This window comes from Dokdonella aquatica, assembly GCF_051987395.1.
GTDB lineage: Bacteria > Pseudomonadota > Gammaproteobacteria > Xanthomonadales > Rhodanobacteraceae > Dokdonella.
In genome coordinates, this window is record NZ_CP197094.1 from 4,772,794 (window position 1) to 4,797,504 (window position 24,711).

15 protein-coding genes are annotated in these 24,711 nt (G+C 70.3%); 7 read left to right on the forward strand and 8 right to left on the reverse strand.

The annotated features are described in order from the left end of the window. Positions 1-269: 269 nt before the first annotated feature. From ACQQ2N_RS21180 to ACQQ2N_RS21195, 4 genes are all read left to right on the forward strand, one after another. Positions 270-1,685, forward strand: coding sequence for a DUF4139 domain-containing protein (locus ACQQ2N_RS21180; RefSeq protein ID WP_440223564.1), 1,416 nt, complete (start codon positions 270-272; stop codon positions 1,683-1,685). 492 nt (positions 1,686-2,177) lie between these two features. Then, entirely contained in the window at positions 2,178-2,855 is a 678-nt protein-coding gene (locus ACQQ2N_RS21185) for a DUF502 domain-containing protein (protein ID WP_440223565.1), read from the forward strand. A 149-nt stretch (positions 2,856-3,004) separates the two neighbouring features. Then, positions 3,005-5,086 carry a M13 family metallopeptidase gene (locus ACQQ2N_RS21190; RefSeq protein ID WP_440223566.1) on the forward strand — a complete coding sequence of 694 codons (2,082 nt, stop codon included), beginning with the start codon at positions 3,005-3,007 and terminating at the stop codon, positions 5,084-5,086. Between the two features lie 139 nt (positions 5,087-5,225). Then, positions 5,226-7,235, forward strand: a complete 2,010-nt coding sequence (locus ACQQ2N_RS21195) for a M13 family metallopeptidase (RefSeq protein ID WP_440225820.1) — start codon at positions 5,226-5,228, stop codon at positions 7,233-7,235. Positions 7,236-7,389: 154 nt separating this feature from the next. Here ACQQ2N_RS21195 and ACQQ2N_RS21200 read toward each other — a convergent pair whose 3' ends face one another. Beyond that, complete coding sequence (locus tag ACQQ2N_RS21200; protein WP_440223567.1) at positions 7,390-8,055, reverse strand: hypothetical protein; 666 nt, start codon at positions 8,053-8,055, stop codon at positions 7,390-7,392. 191 nt (positions 8,056-8,246) lie between these two features. Here ACQQ2N_RS21200 and ACQQ2N_RS21205 point away from each other — a divergent pair, with 191 nt between their 5' ends. The 3 genes from ACQQ2N_RS21205 (at position 8,247) to rapA (ending at position 13,006) form a co-directional block, all read left to right on the forward strand. Further along, on the forward strand, positions 8,247-9,284 hold the full coding sequence (locus ACQQ2N_RS21205; protein ID WP_440223568.1) for a hypothetical protein: 1,038 nt from the start codon (positions 8,247-8,249) through the stop codon (positions 9,282-9,284). 4 nt (positions 9,285-9,288) lie between these two features. Beyond that, positions 9,289-9,906: a hypothetical protein gene (locus ACQQ2N_RS21210; protein ID WP_440223569.1), complete on the forward strand. Its 618-nt coding sequence runs from the start codon at positions 9,289-9,291 to the stop codon at positions 9,904-9,906. 259 nt (positions 9,907-10,165) lie between these two features. Beyond that, a complete protein-coding gene (gene rapA, locus ACQQ2N_RS21215) occupies positions 10,166-13,006 on the forward strand; it encodes an RNA polymerase-associated protein RapA (RefSeq protein ID WP_440223570.1) in 2,841 nt (946 codons plus the stop codon). A 502-nt stretch (positions 13,007-13,508) separates the two neighbouring features. Here rapA and ACQQ2N_RS21220 read toward each other — a convergent pair. The 7 genes from ACQQ2N_RS21220 to ACQQ2N_RS21250 all read right to left on the reverse strand — a co-directional run bounded on the left by ACQQ2N_RS21220 (position 13,509) and on the right by ACQQ2N_RS21250 (position 24,683). Next, on the reverse strand, positions 13,509-16,727 hold the full coding sequence (locus ACQQ2N_RS21220) for a S41 family peptidase (RefSeq protein WP_440223571.1): 3,219 nt from the start codon (positions 16,725-16,727) through the stop codon (positions 13,509-13,511). Positions 16,728-17,224: 497 nt separating this feature from the next. Then, positions 17,225-18,091 (reverse strand): acetyl-CoA carboxylase, carboxyltransferase subunit beta, encoded by an 867-nt coding sequence (gene accD / locus ACQQ2N_RS21225; protein ID WP_440223572.1) that lies wholly within the window; start codon positions 18,089-18,091, stop codon positions 17,225-17,227. A 49-nt stretch (positions 18,092-18,140) separates the two neighbouring features. Further along, a complete protein-coding gene (gene trpA / locus ACQQ2N_RS21230; RefSeq protein WP_440225821.1) occupies positions 18,141-18,974 on the reverse strand; it encodes a tryptophan synthase subunit alpha in 834 nt (277 codons plus the stop codon). Between the two features lie 14 nt (positions 18,975-18,988). Continuing rightward, entirely contained in the window at positions 18,989-20,209 is a 1,221-nt protein-coding gene (gene trpB, locus ACQQ2N_RS21235; RefSeq protein ID WP_440223573.1) for a tryptophan synthase subunit beta, read from the reverse strand. Further along, on the reverse strand, positions 20,206-20,850 hold the full coding sequence (locus tag ACQQ2N_RS21240; protein ID WP_440223574.1) for a phosphoribosylanthranilate isomerase: 645 nt from the start codon (positions 20,848-20,850) through the stop codon (positions 20,206-20,208). Before ACQQ2N_RS21240 ends, trpB begins: the two co-directional genes overlap by 4 nt. Next, a complete protein-coding gene (truA, locus tag ACQQ2N_RS21245) occupies positions 20,847-21,617 on the reverse strand; it encodes a tRNA pseudouridine(38-40) synthase TruA (protein ID WP_440223575.1) in 771 nt (256 codons plus the stop codon). Before truA ends, ACQQ2N_RS21240 begins: the two co-directional genes overlap by 4 nt. 426 nt (positions 21,618-22,043) lie before the next feature. Beyond that, positions 22,044-24,683, reverse strand: a complete 2,640-nt coding sequence (locus ACQQ2N_RS21250; protein ID WP_440223576.1) for a FimV/HubP family polar landmark protein — start codon at positions 24,681-24,683, stop codon at positions 22,044-22,046. Positions 24,684-24,711: the final 28 nt, after the last annotated feature.

Genomic DNA, 24,711 nt, shown 5'->3' on the forward strand with positions numbered 1-24,711 from the left:
TGCCCGATCTTCGCCATGCGGCGGCGCAGGAACCCCTGACGGTCGGCGATGCGACGTCGGGCAGCGGGTTCGAGTGGATGAGGGTCGTCGACCACGGCGACGGACACGCATCGATGCAGCCCCGCGTGTGGACCGTGACGGAAGCCACCGCGGCAGCCGAGGCGGCGCTGCGGCCACGCGTGACAGCTGCCGCGTTGCGCGACGTTCATCGCCTGTTATCCCGGGTCGCTATGATGGCCGTATCGCACCACGTCCAAGGATCCGCGACGATGCAACGCACGCTCGCGCTGGCGATCAGCGCCCTCATCTCCTTTCCCGCCATGGCCGACGACTCCTCCCTGACCATCTACCGCAGCGACGGCGGCGCCTTGTTCGAAGGCGGCGGCTCGCCGGTGGCCGACGGCTACGCGATCGTCCACGAAGGCCGCTCGCTGGCCTTGTCGGGCGGCCGCCAGACGCTCGTCGTCGACGGCCTTCCCTCGACGCTCGATGCCGAGGCCGTCGCGATCGACTTCGGCGGCGGCGCACGCGTGCTCGCGCAGCGCGTGCTCGCCGCGGGCGATGCCGGCCTGCTCGCCGCGCATCGGGGCGAGCGCGTCGGCGTGCTGGTCGGCGACACGCGCATCGAAGGCACGCTGCTGAGCATCGACGGCAACGGCATCGGCGTGCGCCGCGCCGATGGTCGCATGGTCTACGTGCGCGACTACCGCAGCGTCGAGTTCGTCGACGGCAGCGGCCTGCCCGGCAGCACGCTGCAGCTCGCCGTCGACGGCACGGCCGGCACGCATCTCGCCAACCTGACCTACCCGACCTCGGGGCTCGGCTGGCGCGCCGCCTACTCCGCCGTGATCGGCACGGGCGCGCCGTGCGCGATGCGCCTCGAGGCGCTCGCGAGCATCGCCAACCGCAGCGGCCGCGACTACGCGCAGTCGCGCGTCAAGCTGGTCGCCGGACAGCCGAACTTCGCCAAAAGCGGTGGTGGCCCGCAGCCGATGGCGATGAAGGCCATGCGCATGGAAGCCGATGCGCTGCCCGAGCAGTCGTCGCTAGGCGACTACCGCAGCTTCGCGATCGACGCCTCGCTCGACCTGCCCGACGCGAGCGTGACCCAGGTGCCGCTGTACGCGGCGCGCGACCTGCCCTGCCAGCGCAGCTGGGTGTTCACGACGGGCGGTGCATGGTCGCCGCCCAAGCCGATGCTCGGCCGTGATGCGAGCCCCGCACGCGCCAGCGGCCCGGTCACCAGCCAGCTGCGCTTCAAGGCGCCCGAGAACCTGCCCGCGGGCTATCTGCGCGTGCTCACGCGAGACCGCGACGGCCAGCTCGAATTCCTCGGCGAGAACCATCTTGCCGACACGCCGAACGGCCAGGACGTCGACCTCGCCCTAGGCACCGCGTTCGATCTCGTCGCGACGCGCGAACGTACCGCCTTCAGTCTCGACCGCGGTGCTCGGCAGATGAGCGAAGGCTTCCGCATCACGCTCGAGAACCGCGGCGAGGCTGCACGCACGATCACCGTGCGCGAGTACCCGAACCGCTGGCGCCAGTGGAAGCTCGCTTCCTCGAGCCTCAAGCCGGCACGCCAGGGCACCGACATGCTCGAATTCGAGGTGCCGGTCGCCGCAGGCGGCAAGGCCACGCTCGACCTCACGCTCGCGTACGCGTGGACGGCCGAGGAGGATTGAGCGCCACGCCGTCACGGCGAAATCGTGCATGGTGCCGAAGGGAGGGACATCGCGCGAAACGCCTGCCTGTCCTCGAGCGCCCCCTCTCCCCTCCCCTCTTCCGCGAGGGGAGAGGGGAGAGCACCGCACGAAGATTCCCGCCGCTTCGTTTCTCCACCGCGAACGCACGCCGCGGACGACATCGTGCGAAACACCTGCGCATTCTCGAGCGCCCCCTCTCCCCCCGGCCCCTCTCCCGCGAGGGGAGAGGGGAGGCCCGGCGCGTCCTCTCGACAAAGGGGAGCGAGGCGCCCTGTTGCGACATGAAGAAGTAGCCTGCGCTTGCTTTGCTTGCTCCCCTCTCCCCTTGCGGGAGAGGGGCCGGGGGGAGAGGGTGCTTTCCGATGCCGCGACACGCCGCAACGACGTGAGCGACCCGCACGCCAACCCGCGATTCGCGCCCCACGCCCATTCCGCCGATAATCGCGGCCTCGCTCCACCGCATCGGCCGCCATGCCCGCACGTCCGCTCTACATCAAGCGTTATCTCCTGACCGGGCTGCTCACGATCATCCCGCTGTGGCTGACGTTCGTCGTGTTCGGTTTCGTGTTCGGGCTGCTGTCGGCCGCGAGCGCACCGCTCGTGGCCGGGTTCGTCGCGGCGTTCGGCATCGATGCGCAGACCGGGCACCTGCTCGGCCATCCGTGGATCGTGTCGCTGATCGCGTTCGTGATCACGCTGGTCACGCTGTACCTGATCGGGCTCGCCGCGAATTTCGTCCTCGGCCGCCGCCTCATCGACGGCATGGAGAGCCTGATCCAGCGCATCCCGATCGTGCAGCCGATCTATGGCGGCACCAAGAAGCTCATGGCCTTGCTGCAGCACAAACCGGCCGGCACGCAACGCGTGGTGCTCATCGAGTTCCCGTCGCCGGGGCTGCGCGCGCTCGGCTTCGTCACGCGCACGTTCACCGATGCCGACGGCACCGAGCTCGCCGCGGTGTTCGTGCCGACCACGCCGAACCCGACCGGCGGCTACCTCGAGATCGTGCCGGTCGCGCGCCTCGTCGCGACGGACTGGAGCGTCGACCAGGCGATGGCGTTCATCCTGTCCGCCGGCGCGGTCGCGCCGGATGCCCTGCCTTTCCCCTCGGTGTCCGCTGCCGGGCCTTCCGTGCGTCCTTCGCAGTGACCTTCGACACTGCAAACCGTTGAACCGGCGCGTAAAATTCTGCGCCCATCGCCAGACCGGAGCTCCTGCCGCGTGACGCGTGGCCTCGAGCCCTCCCCTTCGTCCACCGCCGTGCCCGGCCGTGCCGCGCGCGCCCCAAAGGAGTCTCCATGTCGTCGCCCCTGAAACCGCTCGCCGCCGCGCTCGCCGCGGTCCTGACCGTCGCCGCGTGCAGCAAGGGGGGCGACACGCCGCCCGCCGCATCCGCGCCTGCGACCACGCCGGCCGCTCCGGCCGCCTACGTCGCCTTCGACGTCAGCGAGCTCGATCCGTCGATCCCGGCCTGCCAGGACTTCAACGGCTTCGTCAACGCGAAGTGGGTCGCCGCGAACCCGGTCCCGGGCGACAAGACGCGCTGGGGCGTGTTCGACGTGCTGCGCGAGAAGAGCCTGGAGACGCAGCATGCGCTGGTCGAGAAGGCTGCGGGTGACAAGGGCGCGAGCGGCATCGCGCAGAAGGTCGGCGCGCTCTACCGCACCGGCATGGACGAGGCCGCGATCGAGAAGGCCGGCGTCGAGCCGATCAAGCCCGTGCTCTCGAAGATCGACGCGCTGGGTTCGCGCGACGATGTCGTCGCCTACCTCACGGACAGCTACGTGCGTGGCCAGCCGTCCCTGTTCGCGTTCGGTGCGGAAGCCGATTTCAAGGACGCCAAGCGCCGCATCGGCTACGCGTTCCAGTCCGGCCTCGGCCTGCCCACGCGCGACTACTACGACAAGCCCGAGCACGCGGCGATCCGCGAGGGCTACCTCGGCCACATCGTCAAGGTGCTCGAGCTCGCCGGCGTCGCGCCGGACGCGGCGAAGAAGCAGGCCGACGCCGTGCTCGCGTTCGAGACGCGCCTCGCCGCCGCCTCGTTCGCGCCGACCGAGCTGCGCAAGCCCGAGAACCAGTACCGCTTCATGACGTTCGACGAGGCCAACAAGGTCACGCCGCACTTCGACTGGAAGGCGTTCTTCACTGCGCAGGGCATCGCGCTCGGCGACGGCTTCTCGCTGTCGCAGCCGGACTTCTTCGCCGCCGTCGACAAGGAGCTCGCCTCGACGCCGGTCGCCGACTGGCAGGCCTACCTGCGCTTCCACGCCGTCGACGACGCCTCGCCCTACCTGTCCAAGGCGTTCCGGGACGCGAACTTCGCGTTCTACAAGCAGACCCTCGCGGGCCAGAAGGAGCAGGAACCGCGCTGGAAGAGCGTGCTCGGCACGGTCAACGACCAGGTCGGCATGGCGCTCGGCGAGCTCTACGTCGCGCAGGCGTTCCCGCCGGAATCCAAGGCGCGCGCGCAGGTGCTCATCGACAACCTGCAGGCCGCGCTCAAGAAGCGCATCGAGAACCTCGACTGGATGAGCGACACGACGCGCGTGCGCGCCCTCGAGAAGTGGTCGTCGTTCCTGCCCAAGATCGGCTACCCCGAGACGTGGCGCGACTGGTCCGGCCTGACCTTCGGCGACGAGGGCTATTACGCGAACATCGAGGCCGCGCTGCGCTTCAACCACGCCTGGGACGTCGCGCGCATCGGCAAGCCGACCGACCGCCTCGAGTGGGGCATGACCCCGCAGACGGTCAACGCGTACTACAACCCGACCGACAACACGATCAACTTCCCGGCCGCGATCCTGCAGCCGCCGTTCTTCGACGCCAAGGCCGACGACGCGCTCAACTACGGCGGCATCGGCGGCGTGATCGGCCACGAGGCCAGCCACGGCTTCGACGACCAGGGCAGCCAGTTCGACGCGCAGGGCAACAACACCAACTGGTGGAGCGACGAGGACCGCGCCGCGTTCGAAGCGCGCACGGCCAAGCTCGTCGAGCAGTTCAACGGCTACGAGCCGCTGCCGGGCAAGCACATCAACGGCCAGCTCACGCTCGGCGAGAACATCGCCGACCTCGGCGGCCTCGCGATCGCCTACGACGCGCTGCAGGCCGCGCTCGCGAAGAACCCGGGCGAGTCGAAGACGTCTATCGACGGTTACACCGAGGACCAGCGCTTCTTCCTCAACTGGGCGCGCATCTGGCGCGGCAACGTGCTCGACAAGCGCCTCGAGGTGATGCTCAACACCGATCCGCACTCGCCGGCGCGCTACCGTGCGATCGGCGCGCCGTCGAACCTCGACGCGTTCGCCAAGGCGTTCGACTGCAAGCCCGGCGACGCGATGGTGCGCAGCGGCGAGCAGCAGGTGAAGATCTGGTGATCCCTCGCACGCGCCTCGCCCTCGCGAGGCGCGTGCATTCCTTCCGGCCCGGCGCCACGCGCCGGGCCTTCCCGCAACGATCGCGGGCGCGCACGCCACGCCCGCACGAGGAGCCCGCGTGAACCGCACGAACCGCCCCCTGCTCGCCTCCGCCATCGCGCTCGCCTGCGCGACCACCGGCCTCCACGCCAAACCACTCGACACAGCCACGCTCGAGCCGTCGATCGCCGCCTGCGCGGACTTCTACGGTTACGTCAACGCGAAGTGGGCCGCGGCCAATCCGGTGCCGGCGGAGTACACGCGCTGGGGCACGTTCAACGAGCTGCGCGACGAGAGCCTCGAGGTCCAGCACGGCATCGTGCAGAAGCTCGCCGCCGACGCGAAGACAAAGGCCGGCTCGATCGAGCGCAAGCTCGGCGACTTCTACGCGAGCGGCATGGACGAAGCCGCGATCGAGAAGGCCGGTCTCGATGCACTGAAACCCGAGCTCGCCGCGATCGCGAAGCTCAAGTCGCCGGCCGACGTCGCCGGCTACGTCACGCGCGCCTACGCGCAGGGCAACATGCAGCTGTTCCGTTTCTCGGGCCGCGCGGACTTCAAGGATTCCTCGACCGTCATCGCCTACGCGAACCAGGGCGGCCTCGGCCTGCCCGAGCGCGGCTACTACCTCGAGCAGAAGCCCGACTACGAACGCATCCGCAAGGCCTACGTCGAGCACATCGCCAACGTGCTCGCGATGTCGGGCGTGGCGAAGGACGATGCGACGCGCCAGGCCGGCTGGATCATGGCACTCGAGACCTCGCTCGCCGAAGCCTCGCTGCCGCCGATCGAGATGCGCGATCCGAAGAACCAGTACAACCCGGTCAGCGTCGCCGACGCCGACAAGGTCACCCCGCACTTCCCTTGGAAGACGTTCTTCGCCGCGCAGGGACTCGAGGACATCACGACGTTCTCGCTGTCGCAGCCGAAGTTCTTCGCGGCGATGGACGAACACCTTGCCAAGACCCCGGTCGAGCACTGGCGCGCCTACCTGCGCTTCCATGTCGTCGACGACCTCGCACCGTATCTGACCGACGCGTTCGTGCAGGAGAACTACGCGTTCTACAACCGCACGCTGCGCGGCCAGAAGGAGATCCAGACGCGCTGGAAGCGCGTGCTCGGCACCGTCAACGGCGGCATGGGCATGGCCCTCGGCCAGCTCTACGTCGCGCAGACGTTCCCGCCCGAGTCCAAGGCACGCGCGCAGGAGCTCGTCACCGACCTCGGCGCCGCGTACAAGGCACGCATCGAGAAGCTCGACTGGATGGGCGACGAGACCAAGAAGAAGGCGCTCGAGAAGTGGGCGAGCTTCACGCCCAAGATCGGTTACCCGGAGAAGTGGCGCGACTGGAGCGGGCTGTCGGTCTCGCGCACGAGCTACGTCGGCAACGTCATGGCCTCGGCGAAGTTCGAGCACGCCTGGCGCATGGCCAAGATCGGCAAGCCGGTCGACCGCAGCGAATGGGGCATGACCCCGCAGACCGTCAACGCCTACTACAACGCCGCGCAGAACGAGATCGTGTTCCCCGCGGCGATCCTGCAGCCGCCGTTCTTCGACGCCAAGGCCGACCACGCGCTCAACTACGGCGGCATCGGCGCCGTGATCGGCCACGAGATGGGCCACGGCTACGACGATCGCGGCAGCCAGTTCGACGCGAAGGGCAACTTCAGCAACTGGTGGACCGACGAGGATCGAAAGGCCTTCACCGCGCGCACCGACCTGCTGGTCAAGCAGTTCGACGACTACGTCGTGCTCGACGACGTGCACGTGAAGGGCAAGCTCACGCTCGGCGAGAACATCGCCGACCTCGGCGGCCTCGCGGTGGCCTACGACGCGCTCCAGCTCGCGCTCGCGCGCCATCCGCAAGGCAGGGCCGCGATCGACGGCCTGTCGCCCGAGAAGCGCTTCTTCATCAACTGGGCACGCGTATGGCGCACCAACACGCTGCCCGAGGAGTCGCGCGTGCTCGCCAACACCGATTCGCACGCCCCCGGCAAGTTCCGCGCGATCGGCGCCCCGTCGAACATGCCGCTGTTCGCCGAGGCGTTCGGCTGCAAGGCCGGCGACACGATGGTGCGTCCGGCCGACGTGCGCGTGAAGATCTGGTGAGTACCTTCGCGGCGCCTGCACGCCGGCGCCGCGCCCGATCCCTCACGTCTTGAAGACTGGGGTCAGGTTCATTTCTCCATGTCGCGATCGCTCGTTTCATCGTATGCGCGGGAGAAATGAACCTGACCCCATCCTCCGGACCCCATCCTCCGTGCTACGCCGCTCCCTTCAGGCAGCCCAGCACGATACCGCCCATCGTGCGACGTGGCGCCCCGGGCCTGCCCGCCGCGGCGAAGCGCTCGAGGCAGGCGGCCTGCACGTCGAGCAGGGTCGGTGACGACACCGGGCCGCGCGCGACGAGCACGATGCGTCCCTCGTCCCCATGGCCCGGCTCGGCGAGCCCCCAGTAGGCGTCGCGACGATGCGCCGTGAGCACGCCGCCGAGCACGATCGCGACGTCCATGAGCATCGAACGTGCGCGATCGCCAGCGTCCAGCGCACTCGCATCCCAGGCCACGGGATCGGCCAGCGACGTATCGGCGAGCGCGAGCGGCGGCCACGCCTGCCGCGCCCAGCGTTCGAGCGAAGCGAGCACGGGCGCGGGATCGGGCGCATGCAGGCCGCGCGGCAAGTCGATGCCCCAGGCTTCGAGCAGGCGCGCGAGCACCTGCGTGCGATGCGCGCGCACCGCGAGCAGATGACGCAGGTTGGCGGCCCGCTCGGTCTCGCCGAGCGCACCCGGCGCACCCGCGAAAGGCACGAGGTAAGGAGGGTACTCGCGAAGCCTTTCGGCGAGCACCGGCGCGGTGGGCGCGGGAGGGTTGCGCCAGCGTCGCCATCCGCGCGTCACCGTACGCAGCCAACCCCGTGTCGCATTCATCAGGACCGTTCACGGCAGGTGGCGTCGCCCGAGGATCGCGGCAGCACGCGCGATGGTGGAACTGGGGTTTACCCGGGGCACGTGCGCGCCGGGGTTTGCCCTAGCTGCGGTCAGGTGTCGCGAGGCCTAGCGTGGGCACCTTGCCGGCGCCGTGCGTGCGCAGGCGCCACGCGCGCAGAGGGAGCCTCGCCATGACCGATTTCTCGACGCAGAACACCGTCCAGACCAGCGGCACGTTCAACACCGCCGCCGCCAACTTTTCCGCCGCACCGGCCGCCGACAACGCGACCACCGCGCAGACCGTCGCCGACCTCTTCCGCGAAGGCCGCCAGGGCGAGGCAACGGCCGCGCTCGACGCCGCGCGCGAGGGCCAGCCGCAAGCCGTGCAGGACGCGCTCGACCGCATGGTCGCCGCGCGACTGGACATGTCGCTCAATCCGTCCCCGCAGCTGGGCGCGCAGACGCTGTTCGCGAGCCCGGCCGAGATCGGCAACACGATCCGCCGCGTCAACGACGCCGGCACGAATCCGCCCGCGATGCCCGATACGACGAACCTCACCGACACGCAGAAGTTCGATGTCTACTCGAGCATCGTCGAGACGCGCGGCAACCAGGCCGCACAGGATGCCCTCGCCAACGGCGACCGCGTGATCCTCGGCCTGCGCAACGAGAACATCACCACCGCGAACAACGGCCAGGGCGTCTACGACGACCGTCTCGCCGTGATCGCGCGCGATGCCGACGGCACCGTGCACGTCAACGAATTCAATCGCGCCTCGACCGAACCGACGGCCCAGTACGACGCCAACCAGCGCACCAATCCCGATGTCACGTTCCGCCGTGGTGACGGTGTGGACGTGACCGGTGACGGTGTCGGCGAGCTCGGCCGCATCGCCGAGGGCACGATGGAAATGCTCGAGACGACGCATCCCAATCCGGCGTCGGCGGGCACCGATTTCTCGCTGCGCCCGACGGCCGACGCGGTCGCCGCCGCGCCGAACGGCGTGCAGCGCGACACCAACCACGACGGCTACTTCAACGCCGACGATCCGGGCGGTTCGGTCGCGCTCAACAACACGTTCAAGATCCACTCGGGCAGCCGCACCAACACCGATTCGGCCGGATGCACTACCCTGCATCCCAATGACTTCGTGTCGTTCCGGGATGCGGTGACCGCCGATGCCGACCAGAATCGCTGGCAGTACGTGCTCTCGCACACCGCGCCGTGATGCGATGACGGGACGCGCGATCGCCCTGCTCGCGGCGGCGTCGCTCGCCGCGAACGCTTCCCTCGCGGCGCCGCAAGGCGCCGCGCCTGCGCACGCCACCGAGTGCCGCCTCGAAGCCTGGGCGGCCGATCGCGATCCGGCCGGCCTCAACGTGCGCGAGGCGCCCTCGCGTGACGCACGCGTGCTCGGCACGCTGCCGCCGATGGTCAATCCAGACGGCGAGCGTGACTACGGCATCGAGTTCCGCGTGACCGGCTCGAAGGACGGCTGGCTGCGCATCGACGGCGCACGCGACGATCCGGGCCGCAGCGGGCAGGCATCCCCTCGCCCCACTTACGCCGGCACGGGCTGGATCGCCGGCAACCTCGTGCGCTTCAAGGTTCAGTCCGCCCACGGCCATGAGAAGCCCGATGCCGCGAGCACGCGCCTCGTCGACCTCGGCGACCACTGGCTCACCGATCGCGGCGAGGTGTCACGCATGGTCGCCTGCGAGGACGACTGGGCGCTCGTCGAGTTCACGCTGCGCGGCGACGGCAAGGCCGCGCACGGCGCGCCGCAGCGCGCATGGTTCCGCGGCATCTGCGCGAACCAGGAAACCACCTGCGACGGCGTCGGCGACTGACGGGACGACCGCATACGGCGCGCATGTGCCGTTGGATCGACGACAGGGCATCCGTATCGCCGCCTGTGGCGCATGCGGGGCATGCCGGCGCGCGGACGTGACTGGACGCATGGATGTCCGGATATCTGCACAGGGGGCGCTTGCGCGCGGCATGTGACGTTACGCGCACGGGCGATGCGCCGTCATGGCACGGTGTTTTTCGTTGTGCCTCCGCCCCCAGCGTGGATAATCCACGCCCCTAGACGATTCGCGAGTCACGATGCAGCTGGTTCCAGGCCAACGCTTTCTCTCCAACGCCGAGCCCGAGCTCGGCCTCGGAACGCTCATCCGCATCGAGGGTCGCAGCGTGCAGGTGCTGTTCGCGACGGCCGGCGTGCTGCGGCAGTACGCCGCACACAGCGCGCCGATCGCGCGCGCCGAGTTCCGCGCCGGCCAGAAGATCACCGGCAAGGGCATCAGCTTCACGATCGAACACGTCGGCGAGTCGGACGGCCTGCTCGAGTACCGCGGCGGCGGCCACGTGCTCAACGAGGCCGAGCTCGACGACGCCCAGGCGATCTCGCGTGCCGACGAGCGCCTGATCTCGGGCCGCGTCGACCGCGCCGATCGTTTCGACTTCCGCATCGAGGCGCTGCTGCGCCGCGCCGATGCGCTGCGCTCGCCGGCCTGGGGTCTCGAGTCGGCCCGCATCGACCTCATCGCGCACCAGCTGCGCGTCGCCGAAGTGGCCGCAATGCGTCAGCCGCTGCGCGCGCTGCTCGCCGACGAAGTCGGCCTCGGCAAGACCATCGAGGCCGGCATGATCCTGTCGCGCCTCGTCGCGAGCGGACGCGTCGGCCGCGTGCTCGTGCTGCTGCCCGAAAGCCTCGTCTACCAGTGGTTCGTGGAACTGCTGCGTCGCTTCAACCTGCAGTTCTCGCTGTTCGACGAGGAGCGCTGCGAATCGATCGAGATCGGCCACCCGGGCCACAACCCGTTCCTCGACGAGCAACTCGTCATCGCGAGCATCGGCTTCCTGAGCGGCGACACCAAGCGCGCCACGCAGGCGATCGAGGCAGGCTGGGACCTCGTCATCGCTGACGAGGCGCACCACCTCGCGTGGACGCCCGAAGCGGCGAGCACCGAATACACCGTGGTCGAATCGCTCGCCGCGAGTGTGCCGAACCTGCTCCTGCTCACCGCGACACCCGAGCAGCTCGGCCGCAGCGGACACTTCGCGCGCCTGCGCCTGCTCGATCCCGCGCGCTATCACGATCTCGACGCCTACGTGGCCGAGGCCGACGGCTACGCCGAACTCTCGCGCCTCGCCGGCAAGCTGCACGACGGCGAAGCGCTCGACGGCGACGAGCGCGCCGCCCTGCTCGCACGCCTCGGCGACGATGCCGAACTCGCAGATCTGCTCGATGCCGGTGACGAGGCCTCGCGGCGCACGCTGCTCGACGCGCTGATCGACCGCCACGGCACCGGTCGCGTCATGTTCCGCAACCGCCGCGTGCAGGTCGGCGGCTTCCCGCGCCGCGTGCCGCAACTCACCACGCTCGACGGCAGCCTGCTCGACGACAGCCAGCGCCAGCGCCTGCTCGGCGAGTTCCATCTCGACCTGCAGCCGCGCGCACCCGAAGTGGAACTCGCCTACGCCGACGATCCGCGCCTGGAGTGGCTGCTCGGCCTGCTCGAGCGCCTCGGCGACGACAAGCTGCTGCTGATCTGCCGCACCCAGGCCAAGGTGCTCGCACTCGAGGAGGCGCTGCGCACGCGCAGCGGCGTCAAGGTCGCGCGCTTCCACGAAGGCATGACGCTGATGCAGCGCGACCGCAACGCGGCCTACTTCGCCGACCGCGAAGGCGCGCGCCTGCTGCTGTGCTCGGAGATCGGCTCGGAAGGCCGCAACTTCCAGTTCGCGCACCATCTCGTGCTTTGGGACATGCCGGTCGATCCGGACCTTCTCGAGCAGCGCATCGGCCGCCTCGACCGCATCGGCCAGAAGCACGACATCCAGATCCACGTGGCCGCGTTCTCGGGCACCGCGCAGCATGCGCTGATGCGCTGGTACGACCTCGGCCTCGACGCGTTCCGCGGCAGCCCGTCGGACGGCCGCGAACTGCTCAAGCGCTTCGGCGCGCGCCTCGTCGAACTCGCCGAGCAGCACGCGCACGGCGGCGAGGATCCGGATGCGGAGATCGACGCGCTGATCGGCGAGACGCGCGCGACGCACGAGGAGCTCTCCGCGCTCGTCAACGCGGGCCGCGACCGCCTGCTCAAACTCGCGAGCAGCCGCCAGGGCCACGAGGAACGCCTGCGCCGTGCGCTCGCGGAAGCCGATGCCGACCTCACCAGCGACGACTTCGTGCTGCGCCTGTTCGAGCAGTTCGGCATCGAGAGCGACGAAAGCGGCACCCGCACCGTCATCCTCGATCCGGAATACCTCAGCACCGACGGTTTTCCGGGCCTCAAGGACGGCCCGCAGCAGGTCACCTTCGATCGCGGCATCGCGCTCGCACGCGAGGACCTGCAGCTGCTGCGCATCGACCATCCGATGGTGTCGGGCGCACTCGACATGCTCGTCGAAGGCGAGCACGGCAATGCCTCGTTCCTCGTCGACGACGCGCTGCCGCCGCGCAGCGCGCTGCTCGAATGCGTGTTCGTGCTGTCCTGCGTCGCCGATCGCGGGCTCGCCGTGGAACGCTACCTTCCGCCGATCCCGCTGCGCATCGTCGTCGACACGCGCCTGCTCGCGCGCGCCGATTTCCAGCCCAGCGCCGACAGCATCGCTCGCGCGGCCGACCGCGCGATCGAGTACACCAAGTACCGCCCCGTGCTGACCAAGCTCGTCAAGCCGATGCTCGCACACGCCGAGACGCTCGCACGCGAGCGCACCCAGCGCGAGATCGGTGGTGCACTCGATCGCGCCGAGGCCGAACTCGGCAACGAGCACGCGCGCCTCGTCGCGCTCGCCCGCGTCAACCCGTCCGTGCGCCAGGAAGAGATCGACGCGCTCGAAGCCGAACTCGAGGCGCTGCGCACGGCGATCCCGCAGGCCACGCCCCGCCTGGACGCGGTGCGCTTCGTCTGCAGCGTGGATTTCCTCAACCTGCGCTGACGGCGCGAGCAGGCGGAATCGCGGCGAGCGATTCCGCAGTGGATCGCGTCACCATCAATGATGGCGGAATCCGCTTCGCGGGCTCCGCCGCCTGCAGAAACGCATGAAGCGTCGGCGCATGTCGTCCTGCGTTCGCCCGCGAGCGCAGGTCTCGGATCGAAGCGCGCACGGCATGCGATCCGCCCATGGCGCGCCGACCCACACATGTGTCGCCCCGGCGCAGGCCGGGGCCCAGCGCCTGCCCGAGTGACACGTGGACGGTAGGCGTCACGCGACGCCACACGCACAGACTCGCATCCCACGTTCCGCTTTCACGCCCAAGGTCGCATCGAAAGGCGCTGGACCCCGGCCTTCGCCGGGGTGACGAGAATCCTCGTAGGCGCGATGTCACCGGTGACGACGCAACGCCACATGGCGGAACCGACGCAGGCGATTCCGCCGTGAAGCATGTCGCCACCATCGGCGGCGACAGTCGCCGCGTGCACGCGCGGCGTGATCGATCCTATTGGCCTTCGAGCAACACCCTCACGGCCGTATCGAGCTCGCTGTCGACGCCACGATAGCCCTCGCCGAGCGCGCGTTCGACCGGTACGTCGACGGGACGCGGTGCGCCTTCCATCGGCTGGCCGTCGGCGGTCGTGATCGTGATGAACGGCAGGCGCACGCTCGAGCCGTCGGGCAACGTCGCATTCGAGGTGTAGATGATCCAGCCCGCGGTCGGTTCGCCGACGATCCTGCCGAGGCCGAGGCGGCGGTAGCCTTCGCTGAAATCCTCGCCGTCCGAGAGCGTGACGCGATTGGTCACGAGCACGGTGCGGCGCTCGAGCGAGCGCTGGCCGAGGATCGCGCGCGCCGAGGCGACCGGCTGGCCGCGGAAGCGCATGTTGAGGTACGGACGGCGCGCGAGCACGTCGAGCGCGTACGCGTTGACGAAGCCGCCGAAGTTGTTGCGCACGTCCACGACCACGCCTTCGCGCGTCGCATTGTCGGCATCGAGGTCGACGTAGAGGCGCTGCAGCGAGGCCATCGACATGTCGGCCATGTGCACGTAGCCGAGGCGTCCGCCGCTTGCCTTGTCGACGTAGGCGCGGTTCGCGGTGATCCACGCGCGGTAGGCGAGCGCGCCGATCGTGCGCGCGTCGACCGGCTTCACGCGCACGTCGCGCGTCTTGCCGCCGCGCGCGAACGCGAGCGTCGTCTCGCGGTCGACGCGGTGTTCGAGCAGGCGATCGAGGTTGCTGCCGGCGGCGATCGCGACACCGTCGACGCTGCGCAGCTCGTCGCCGGGTTCGACGCCGCCGGCGACCGCGACGGGCGAGCCCGGCACGATCGTGGCGACGCGCAGGCGGCCGTCACGCTCGTAGGCCTCGCGCTCGAACGTGATGCCGACATGCCCCGTCGCGAACGCGGGCTGGCCCGGACCGCGCACGCCGGTATGCGAGGCGTCGAGCTCGCCGATCATGAGGTTGAGCAGCTCGCGCAGCGTGCCCGGCGTCTGCGCGGCGGCGATGCGCGGCGCATAGGCGGTGCGCAGTGCGGACCAGTCGACGCCGTGCATGCCCGGATCGTGGAACGCGTCGCGCAGCCAGCGCCAGGCCTGTTCGAACACGACGACCTTGCCGGCGTCGAAATCGCCGTCGATCTCGGCGGTCACCGCGAGCGGCTTGGCCTTGCCGTCGGCGACCGTGACCACGCTGATGCGGCCGCCGTCGAGCACGTAGACGCTCTTGCCATCGGGCGCGAACTGCGCGGCGAGCTTCGGGCCCGCGGTCGCGGTGAGCTGGCGCGGCACGGGCGGTTCGTCGGCGAGTTCGTCGATCGGGTAGAGGAAGAGGTTCGTGCGTCCGGCCGACTCGGCGGTGAGCAGCAGCGAGGTGCCGTCCGGGCTCACCGTGAGCGCACCGACATCGAGGCCGATCGGCAACAGCGCGAGGCGCTCGCGGATGCCCTCGGCCTGCACGCGCACGCGCTCGGCGGTCTTCTTCTCGCCCGCCTTCGCGTCGTCCTTGTCCTTGGCCTCGTCGTTCGCGGCCGTCTTCGCCTTCGGCGTATCGGCCGGTGCATCGGGATTCGGCACCGCAGGCGGCGTCTGCTCGCGGAACAGGTTGCGGAACGTCTCCTCGCTGAACTTCGGCACGCGCGGCAGCAGGTCCACGCGCGCGACCTGCGAGGGTTCGGTGCGCTGGCCGGTCGAGAAGAACAGCGCCTTGCCGTCGGGCGACCACGTGATCGCATCGGCGCCGACGTTGGCGAGGAAGCTCGCCTGGACGGCCTCGCCGCCGTCGCGCGGCGCTACGAAGGTGTTGCGGAACATGCGCTCGCCGTAGGCCTGCCAGGCCAGCCAGCGGCTGTCGGGCGACCACGCGAACGCACGGTCGGCCTCGAGCGGGCGCACGAGGTCCATCGCCATTGTCGCGATGCGGCGCGGCTTGCGCGTGGCGAGATCGACGCTGACCAGCTCGCGCGCGTCGAGCAGGAACGCGACGTGCTTGCCGTCCGGCGAGACCTGCGGGCGCATCGCCTCGCGGCCCGCCTCGGACAGCACCTGCACCTCGCCGCCGACGAGGTCGTGGCGGTAGACGCGCGCGTGGCCGTCGCGCTCGGACACGTAGACGACGTGGCGGCTGTCGGGCGCCCAGGCGACGTGGAACTCGGCCTGCGGCGTGCGCGTGAGGCGATCGGCACGGCCGCCCTTGTCGGTCGACGCGGCGAACACCTCGCCGCGTGCGACGAACGCGACCTTCTTGCCGTCGGGCGACACGGCGAGTTCGCCGAACTCGCCGGTCAGCGCATCGTGCGTGGCACGCGGCGCCGACGCCGCACCGCGCAGCGTGACCGGCACGGGCGCGGCCTGCCCGCTCGCGACATCGAAACGCCAGAGACCGAAATCGCGTGCGAACACGATCGCGCTGCCGTCCGCGGCGATCGACGGCCACAGCACGCGGCCGTCGGTGAAACGCGTGATCTGCGTGGCCTCGCCCGCGCGCGTCGTGCGCCACAGGTTCTCGGTGCCGCCGCGGTCGCTCATGTACCAGATCGTGTCGCCGCCGGCACCCCACATCGGCCACAGCGCGCGCGCGTCGTCGGGCGTCACGCGGCGGTAGGCGTGGCGGCCGTCGTCGGCGAGCAGCCAGATCGCGCCGACCTCGAGGTTGCTGTGGCCGTTGCGCCACCACTGGTTGTCGCCGGTGCCGTTGCCGGTCAGCGCGAGCTCGCGACGGTCCGGTGAAGGTGCCGCGCCCTCGTGGTTGCGGTAGGCCTCGCGCGACACCGGCATCGGCGTGCCGCCGTTCGCGCGTACGCGGTAGACGCCGGACATGTTGCCGACGTTGTCGCGCGTCGAACTGAAGTACAGCCACTCGCCGTCGCGCGACCATGCATCGAGGCTGTCGTAACCGTCGTCCCAGGTGACGCGCTCGCTGCGCCCGCTGGCGAGGTCGAGCAGATAGACGTCGCCGTTGCCCGTTCGCGTCGAGACATAGGCGAGCCTGCGCCCGTCCGGCGAATACATCGGCCGCGCATCGCTGCCCTCGCCCGCGACGAGCAGGCGTGCTTCACCGCCGGCTGCGGGCACGGTCCAGATGTCCTCGCCCGACACGAACGCGATCTCGCGCCCGTCCGGCGACAGCGCAGGCTGGCTCAGGTAATAGGCCGGCGCCTGCGCGGCGACTGGACCGGCGAACACGGCGAGCAGGACGGGAACGGCTCGGAACAGGCGCATGGGCAGGCTCCCCTGGAGAGGCGGGCATGCTCGCATGGAATGTGGCGGTGACCGCGTGCCGGAGGTTTGAATCATCCCCGCGTCGGGGGCATACCGCCGCATGCACCGGCCACCCGAGTGGTCATCCCCGCGAAGGCGGGGATCCAGAGACTTCAGGTGATGCGGGAGCGGGAGACGCTGGATTCCCGCCTTCGCGGGAATGACAAGAATGGGGGCGTCGCGCCCATCGGCGTCGCGCGGCTGCACAAGCCCCACATGTCATTCCGGAGTGGCGTTGCGCTTGAGCTCCTCGCCCGCCGGGAGAGGGGTTGGGGAGAGGGTGCGGGATCGAGACCACGTCCGATCATCGTCGCGATCCCGGACCCTCATCCGGCCCTGCGGGCCACCTTCTCCCGGAGGGAGAAGGAAACAGCGGGCGACTCTGCTGCGATGCCCGACGCCTCGATTGGCCGGGAGATTCCACTACCCTGACGCCGCCGAAAACGCCGGGAGCAGCCTTACGCCACGGCCTTCGGCTGCCGCATCATGAGCGCGAACAGGTCCGACAGCTTGTCGCGCATCTGGCGGCGATCGACGATCGCGTCGATCGCGCCGTGGTCGATCAGGAACTCGGAGCGCTGGAAGCCTTCGGGCAGCGTCTCGCGCACGGTCTGCTCGATCACGCGTGGGCCGGCGAAGCCGATCAGCGCCTTGGGCTCGCCGATGTTGATGTCGCCGAGCATCGCGAAGCTCGCCGAGACGCCGCCCGTGGTCGGATGCGTGAGCACCGAGATGAACGGCAGGCCTGCGGCGCGCAGGCGCGCGAGCGCGGCCGAGGTCTTGGCCATCTGCATGAGCGAGAGCAGGCCCTCCTGCATGCGCGCGCCACCGGTGGCCGAGAAGCACACGAACGGCATGCGCTGCTCGAGCGCGAATTCGGCCGTGCGCGTGAACTTCTCGCCGACGACCGAGCCCATCGAGCCACCCATGAACGAGAACTCGAACGCGACCGCAGCGAGCGGGTTGCCCTTGATGCGGCCGTGCATCGCGATCAGCGCATCCTTCTCGCCGGTCTGCTTCTGCGAGGCGACGATGCGGTCCTTGTACTTCTTGGAATCCTTGAAGCGCAGCGCGTCGACAGGCTCGAGGTCGGCGTACAGCTCGGCGCTCGTGCCGGCATCGAGCAGCGCACCGAGGCGCTTGCGCGCGCGGATCGGATGATGGTGCGCGCACTTCGGGCACACCATGAGATTGTTCTCGAGCTCCGGGCCGTAGAGCACGGCGCCGCAGCCGTCGCACTTCTCCCACAAGCCCTCGGGCACCTTGCCCTTGGCGGTGCCCTGCGTGCGGATACGCGGGGCCATGAGTTTCTGCAACCAGTTCATCGCATGTCTCCCAGGTGCCGGCGCGGACGTCGCGCGCCGGGCGTGGATGTCAGGGCGTTCGCACGCCGTGGAGGGCGCTGCGGATCGGCGCGAGGAAGTCGCGCGCACGCAACGCAGCCGTATCGGCATCGGGCGCGTCGGCGAGATGCGCGACCAGCGCGCTGCCGATCACGACCGCATCGGCCGCTGCGGCGACCGCGACCGCCGTGGCCGCGTCGCGCACGCCGAAGCCGACCGCGACCGGAATCGAACCGCCTTGCTGGATATGCGCGACGCGCGCGCCGACCGCCGACACGTCGAGGCGATCGGCACCGGTGATACCCGCGAACGACACGTAGTAGACGAAGCCGCGCGCACGCGCGCGGATCGCGGCGAGGCGCGCGTCGGTCGTGGTCGGCGCGACGAGGAACACCTGGCGCAGGCCGGCATCGGTCAGCGGCGCGAGCGTGTCGGACTCCTCGACCGGCACGTCGACGACCAGCACGCCGTCGACGCCGGCAGCGACGGCCTCGGCGGCGAAGCGTGGGTAGCCGTAGATCTCGATCGGATTGAGGTAGCCCATGAGCACAACCGGCGTGTGTGCATCGCGCTCGCGGAACGTGCGCACCGCGGCGAGGATCGCCTCGATGCCGACGCCGCGTGCGATCGCGCGCTCGCTCGCGTGCTGGATCACCGGGCCGTCGGCGACCGGATCCGAGTACGGAACGCCGAGCTCGATGAGGTCGGCACCGCCTTCGACGAGCGCGTGCATGATCGCGACGGTCGCCTCGGGCAGCGGATCGCCGGCCGTGACGAACGGGATGAGGCCCTTGCGTCCTGCCGCACGCAACGCGGCGAAGCGCGCGTCGATACGCTGGGTCGTGGCACCGCTCGAGGCGGGCATGGCGTCGACGGCGCTCACAGCGAGATCCCCTCGCGTGCGGCGATCGTGTGCACGTCCTTGTCGCCACGACCCGAGAGGTTGCAGAGGATGAGCTTGTCCTTCGGCAGCTCGCGCGCGAGCTTCATCGCCTGCGCGACCGCATGGCTGGATTCGAGCGCGGCGAGGATGCCCTCGGTACGCGCGAGTTCGTGGAACGCGGCGAGCGCCTCGTCGTCGGTGACGCCTTCGTAGCGCGCGCGGCCCGAGTCCTTGAGGAATGCGTGCTCGGGACCGACACCGGGATAGTCGAGACCGGCCGAGATCGAATGCGTCTCGGTGATCTGGCCGTGGTCGTCGCAGATCACGTAGGTACGGTTGCCGTGCAGCACGCCCTTGCGGCCGGCCGCGAGCGAGGCCGCGTGGCGGCCCGTGTCGATACCGTCGCCGGCCGCCTCGGCGCCGACGATGGCGACATCGCGGTCGTTGAGGAACGCATGGAACAGGCCGATCGCGTTCGAGCCGCCGCCGACGCAGGCGGTCAGCACGTCGGGCAGGCGCCCGAACTGCTCGAGCATCTGCGCGCGCGCCTCGCGGCCGACGACGGCGTTGAAGTCGCGCACCATCATCGGATACGGGTGCGGGCCCGCGACCGTGCCGATGATGTAGAACGTGTCGGCGACATTGGTGACCCAGTCGCGCATCGCCTCGTTGAGCGCGTCCTTGAGCGTCTTCGAGCCCGAGGTGACCGGCACGACTTCGGCGCCGAGCAGCTTCATGCGGTAGACGTTGATCTTCTGGCGCTCGATGTCGACCGCGCCCATGTAGACGATGCAGTCGAGGCCGAAGCGCGCGCACACGGTCGCGGTGGCGACGCCGTGCTGGCCCGCGCCAGTCTCGGCGATGATGCGGCGCTTGCCCATGCGGCGCGCGACGAGCGCCTGGCCGATCGTGTTGTTGATCTTGTGCGCGCCGGTGTGGTTCAGGTCCTCGCGCTTGAGCAGGATCTGCGCACCGCCGATCTTCTGCGAGAGCCGCTCGGCGTGGTAGATCGGCGACGGACGGCCGACGTAGTACTTGAGGTCACGCTCGAACTCGGCGAGGAACGCGGGATCCTCGCGCATCGCGAGGTAGGCCGCGGTGAGTTCCTCGAGCGGCGGCATGAGCGTCTCGGGCATGTAGACGCCGCCGAAATCGGCGAAGCGCCCGTGCGCATCGGGGTACGCGTGGTAATCGGAGACGGTGATCGGTTCGTTCACGAATCTGGCCTGGTGAGAGCGTGGTCGGCGGCGCGCACGGCCGCGACGAAATCCTGCATGCGCCGCGCATCCTTGATGCCGCGGGCGGCTTCGATGCCGCTGGAGACGTCCACCGCGTACGGGCGCACCTGCGCGATCGCCGCGCCGACGTTGCCCGCGTCGAGCCCGCCCGCGAGGATCAGCGGACGGCCCGTCCCGGTGGCGCGCGACCAGTCGAACGTCGCGCCGCCGCCGCCCTGCCCGCCGCTCGCATGCGCGTCGAGGAGGAAGCCGGCGGCTCCGGGGTAGCCGGTCGCATAGCTTGCCACATCCGTGACCGAGCCCATCGGCACGGCCTTGATCCAGGGCGTGCCGCAGTACGCGCAGTCGGCGGCGGCCTCCTCGCCGTGGAACTGCACGAGGTCGGGCCGCACGGTCGCGACCACCTCGCGCACCCAGGCTGGATCGTCGTCCATGAACAGCGCGACGGCACCGACGAACGGCGGCAGCGCACGACGCAGACGCACCGCTTCGGCGAGCCCGACGAAGCGCGCGCTGCGGCGCGTGAACACGAAGCCGAGCGCGTCGACGCCGAGCGCGACCGCCGCCTGCGCATCCTCCGCGCGCGTGATGCCGCAGAACTTGATGCGCGTGCGGGTCATGCCTCGGACACCTCGGCCGGGAGCGCGAAACGCGCAGGATAGCGTGGCGCGAGGAAGCACAGCCCCGCGGCGACCGCGGTGGGCCCGGCGACGCTGCGGTCGCGCCCCGCGAGCAGCTCGGCCAGCCACGCGACCGGACGCTCGCCGCGGCCGACCGGCAGCAGCGAGCCGACGATGTTGCGCACCATGTGGTGCAGGAACGCGTTGGCCTCGATCTCGACGAACACGCGATCCTCTTCGCGCACGACGCGCAGCGCGCGCACGTTGCGGTGCGGCGTGCGCGCCTGGCAGGCGATCGTGCGGAACGCGCTGAAATCGTGCTCGCCGATCAGCGCCTGGCCGGCCGCGTGCATCGCCTCGTCATCGAGCGGCTGGCGCTCCCAGGCGACGTAGCGCGCGTCGAGCGCGGGCCGCGCGGTGCGGTTGAGGATCGTGTAGCGGTAGCGTCGCGCGGTCGCCGAGAAGCGGGCGTGGAAATCGTCGGCGACGAGGCGTGCCCAGCGCACGCCGACGCTGCGCGGCAGGCGCGCATTGGCGCCGAGCATCCAGCCGCGCTCGCCGCGTTCGGCACCGGAATCGAAATGCACGACCTGGCAGCGCGCGTGCACGCCGGCATCGGTGCGACCCGCGCAGGTCACCTCGACCGCGTGGTCGGCCACCGACGACACCGCCTGCTCGACCGCCGACTGCACGTTCGCGGCGTGCGACAGGCGCTGCCAGCCGTGGAAGTCGGTGCCGTCGTATTCGATGCCAAGCGCGATGCGCAACGCGGGTTCCGGGGTGCGTGGGGACCGCCGATTATCGCGCGGAATGTGCCGCGGGCCCAGCGTGGCGGGAATCAGCACTCCAGCGCGAACGCAGACTCCGGATCCGAGCCACGACTGGGGTCAGGTTCATTTTCCCGCCGCGACCTCGACGGATCGGGCGGCGTGTCCCCGGAAAATGAACCTGACCCCGGCTCCTCGGACGCTGGCATGGCGGCTGTGGCCGGGGCGGTGTCGCACGTTCCAGCGCGACTCAGGCTCAACTCGCCGGACCGCGTCGACGAAGAAATGGGGTCAGGTTCATTTTCCCGCCAGCGACCTCGACGGATCGGGAGTCGCATCTCGGGAAAATGAACCTGACCCCATGCTGGAAACGAAGAAGGCCGGGACATGCCCGGCCTTCTTCGTGTCGTCGCGTGGAGGCGTGGATCAGCCGATCTCGCCGATCAGCTTGCGGGCCTCGGCCTGTTGCGACGGGCTGCCTTCGGCGAGCACTTCCTCGAGCATCGCGCGGGCACCTTCCGGATCGCCCATGTCGAGGTAGGCCTTGGCGAGGTCGAGCTTGGTGCCGATCGCATCCTCGCCGGCGAAGAACTCGTCGTCGTCGATCGTCGACGCAGGCTCGTCCTCGGGCTCGGGCGCCGGCGGCGTGACGGGCTCGAAATCGAACGCTTCCGGTTCCTCGCGCGGCGCGGGCACCGGGGCCGGCGGGGGCGGCGTGAACGGCTCGATCGGCGGCAGGTCGAAGCTGAAGCCCGTGTCGGCCTCGGCCGGCTTCGCAGGCGGACGGCGATCGTCGAAGTCGAACTCGAAATCGGACGGCGCCGCCGCCGGGGTTTCGGGCAGGGCCTCGAACGCGGCCGTGCGGTACGGGTCGGCGGCCGGCTCCGGCGCGGGCGGCGGATCGTCGAACACGTAGCTGTCGTAGTCGGGCGCCTTGTCCTTGGTCGGCTCGTCGAACGAGAAGACGTCGTCGCGCGGCGCGGCCGTGTAGCTGTCGTCGGCGAAGTCGGCCAGCGACGCTGTGCCGCCGAACAGCGGGTTGTGCGGAACGAGCTCCTCGCCCATCGCGCGCGCCTCGCGCCACTCGGGCTGGTTCGGATCGGCGACGAACGCGTACATCTCCTCGGCGGCGGCCTCGAACCTGGTCGCGTCGCGGTTGGCGTAGTACAGGCTCAGCAGCTCGAGGTGCGCACCGGCGTTGCCGGGATCACGGCGCACCTGGTCGATGAGCGCCTGCTCCTCGGCGTCGATCGGACCGGCGGCGAATGCGTCGTCTTCCGGCACCGGCGAATCGCCGAACGAGTCGGCGATCGAGGCGCGCTCGGTCGCGGCGGGCTTGCGCTTGCGCAGGCCGGCCACACCGAGCAGGACGAGCAGCAGGCCACCGATGCCGGCGGCGCCGAGCGCCCACGGCTCGAGGTACCAGGGCTGTGCCTCGGCTGGCGGCGTCGCCGCTTGCTGCGGGGCGGCGGGAGCCGAATCGGCCGTCGGTGCCGGCTCGGTCGTCGCCGGTGACGGCGTAGTCGGCGGCTCGGTCGTCGCGGCCGGCGGCGTCGACGACGCAGCGGGATCGATCGGCGCGGTCACCGTGGCCGGCATCTCGGTGGTCGCGGCCGGATCGGCGGGCGTATCGACCGGCGGCGCGACGGGCGTGTCGCCCTGCGCGGTCGCGGCCGGATCGGCAGGCTTGGCGTCGCCGCCCCAGATGTCGTCCTTCGGCGCGGTCGCCGCCGGTGCGGCCGGCGTGGTCGCAGGCTCCACCGGCGGCGGGGTCGGCGTGGTGGCCGCCGGAGGTGTCGCTGCGGCGGGCGTGGACGGCTTGGCCGACGCGATCAGCGCGTCGTCCTGCATCTTCTGCAGCTTGTCGCGCAGCTCGGCGAGCTCGGAGTTCTGCAGCGAGATGAGCTTGTCGTTCTTGGTGCGGATCTCCTCGAGATCCTTGACGCGCGACTTGAGCTCGGCGCTTTCCTGCTCGCGACTCGTCAGCGCTTCCTTCACGCGGGCCAGCTCGGCCTTCGAGGCCGCGTCGCCGGTGCCGCCCGGCGTGCCGCCGGCGGGACGATCGGCCGCGTTCTGGCTCGCCGAGCCTTCACGCGGCGGCACGAGGGCGAGGCGCTCACCGTTCGACGACGACGGACGCGACGTCGAGGACGCGGACGACGGCGTCGAGGTCGCACCGGTGTCGGCGACGCGCGTCGGCGTCGAGGCACCGCCACGCCAGTCGTCGATCTGTGCGCGCACGGCGGCAGCGGCTTCACGTGCCGTACCGGTCGCGGCGATCTCCTCGGCCGACGGGATGCGCAGCACGGAGCCGCGCTTGAGCGCGTTGACGTTGTCGCGATAGAACGCGTTCGGATTCGCCTTGAGCAGCGCGAGCATCATCTGGTTGACGCTGACGTCGCCCGTGCGCGTGGCGCGCGCGATCTCGCCGAGCGTCTCGCCGGCAGCGACCGGACCGTAGCCCGTGCCGGTGACGCGCGCCGGCGTCGGTGCCGGAGCGGGAGCCGGAGGCGGCGTGGCAGCGGTCGCGCGCGGCGGCGTGGACGCACGCGCGGGCGTGGACGGTGCCGGCGTGGCCGGCTTCGATGACGGCGGCAGCGCCTGGGTCGGCGCGCGCTCGGCATCGCGCGTGCCCGCGGCGACCGCGCTCGAGCCCTTCACGGCCGGTGCCATCACCGGCGGATCGAGCAGCACGGTGTACTCGCGCAGCAGGCGGCCCTTGGGCCAGTTCGCCTCGACGAGCACGCCAAGGAACGGATCACGCACCACGTCTTCGCTGGTCACGCGCACGACGGTCTCGCCGCGCGCGTTCTTGGCCATCGTGAACTGCAACGGCACGCTGATGTTCGAGCGGCTCAGGCCGACGCGCTCGAAATCCTCGACGCTGGCGAGCTGCACGACGAGACCCTCGGCCTCGTTCGGCGTGTTGAGGATGACCGGAATCTCCGCGACGAGCGGCTGGTTGAGCCCCGAACGGACCTGGATCGCGCCCAGTCCCAGCGCGAACGCATCGGTCACCCCCAGCGCGAGCGCGATGGCCAGCGACAATTGCAGCGGTCGTTTCATGAACAGCGCTCCCCAGAGGCTTTTGCGG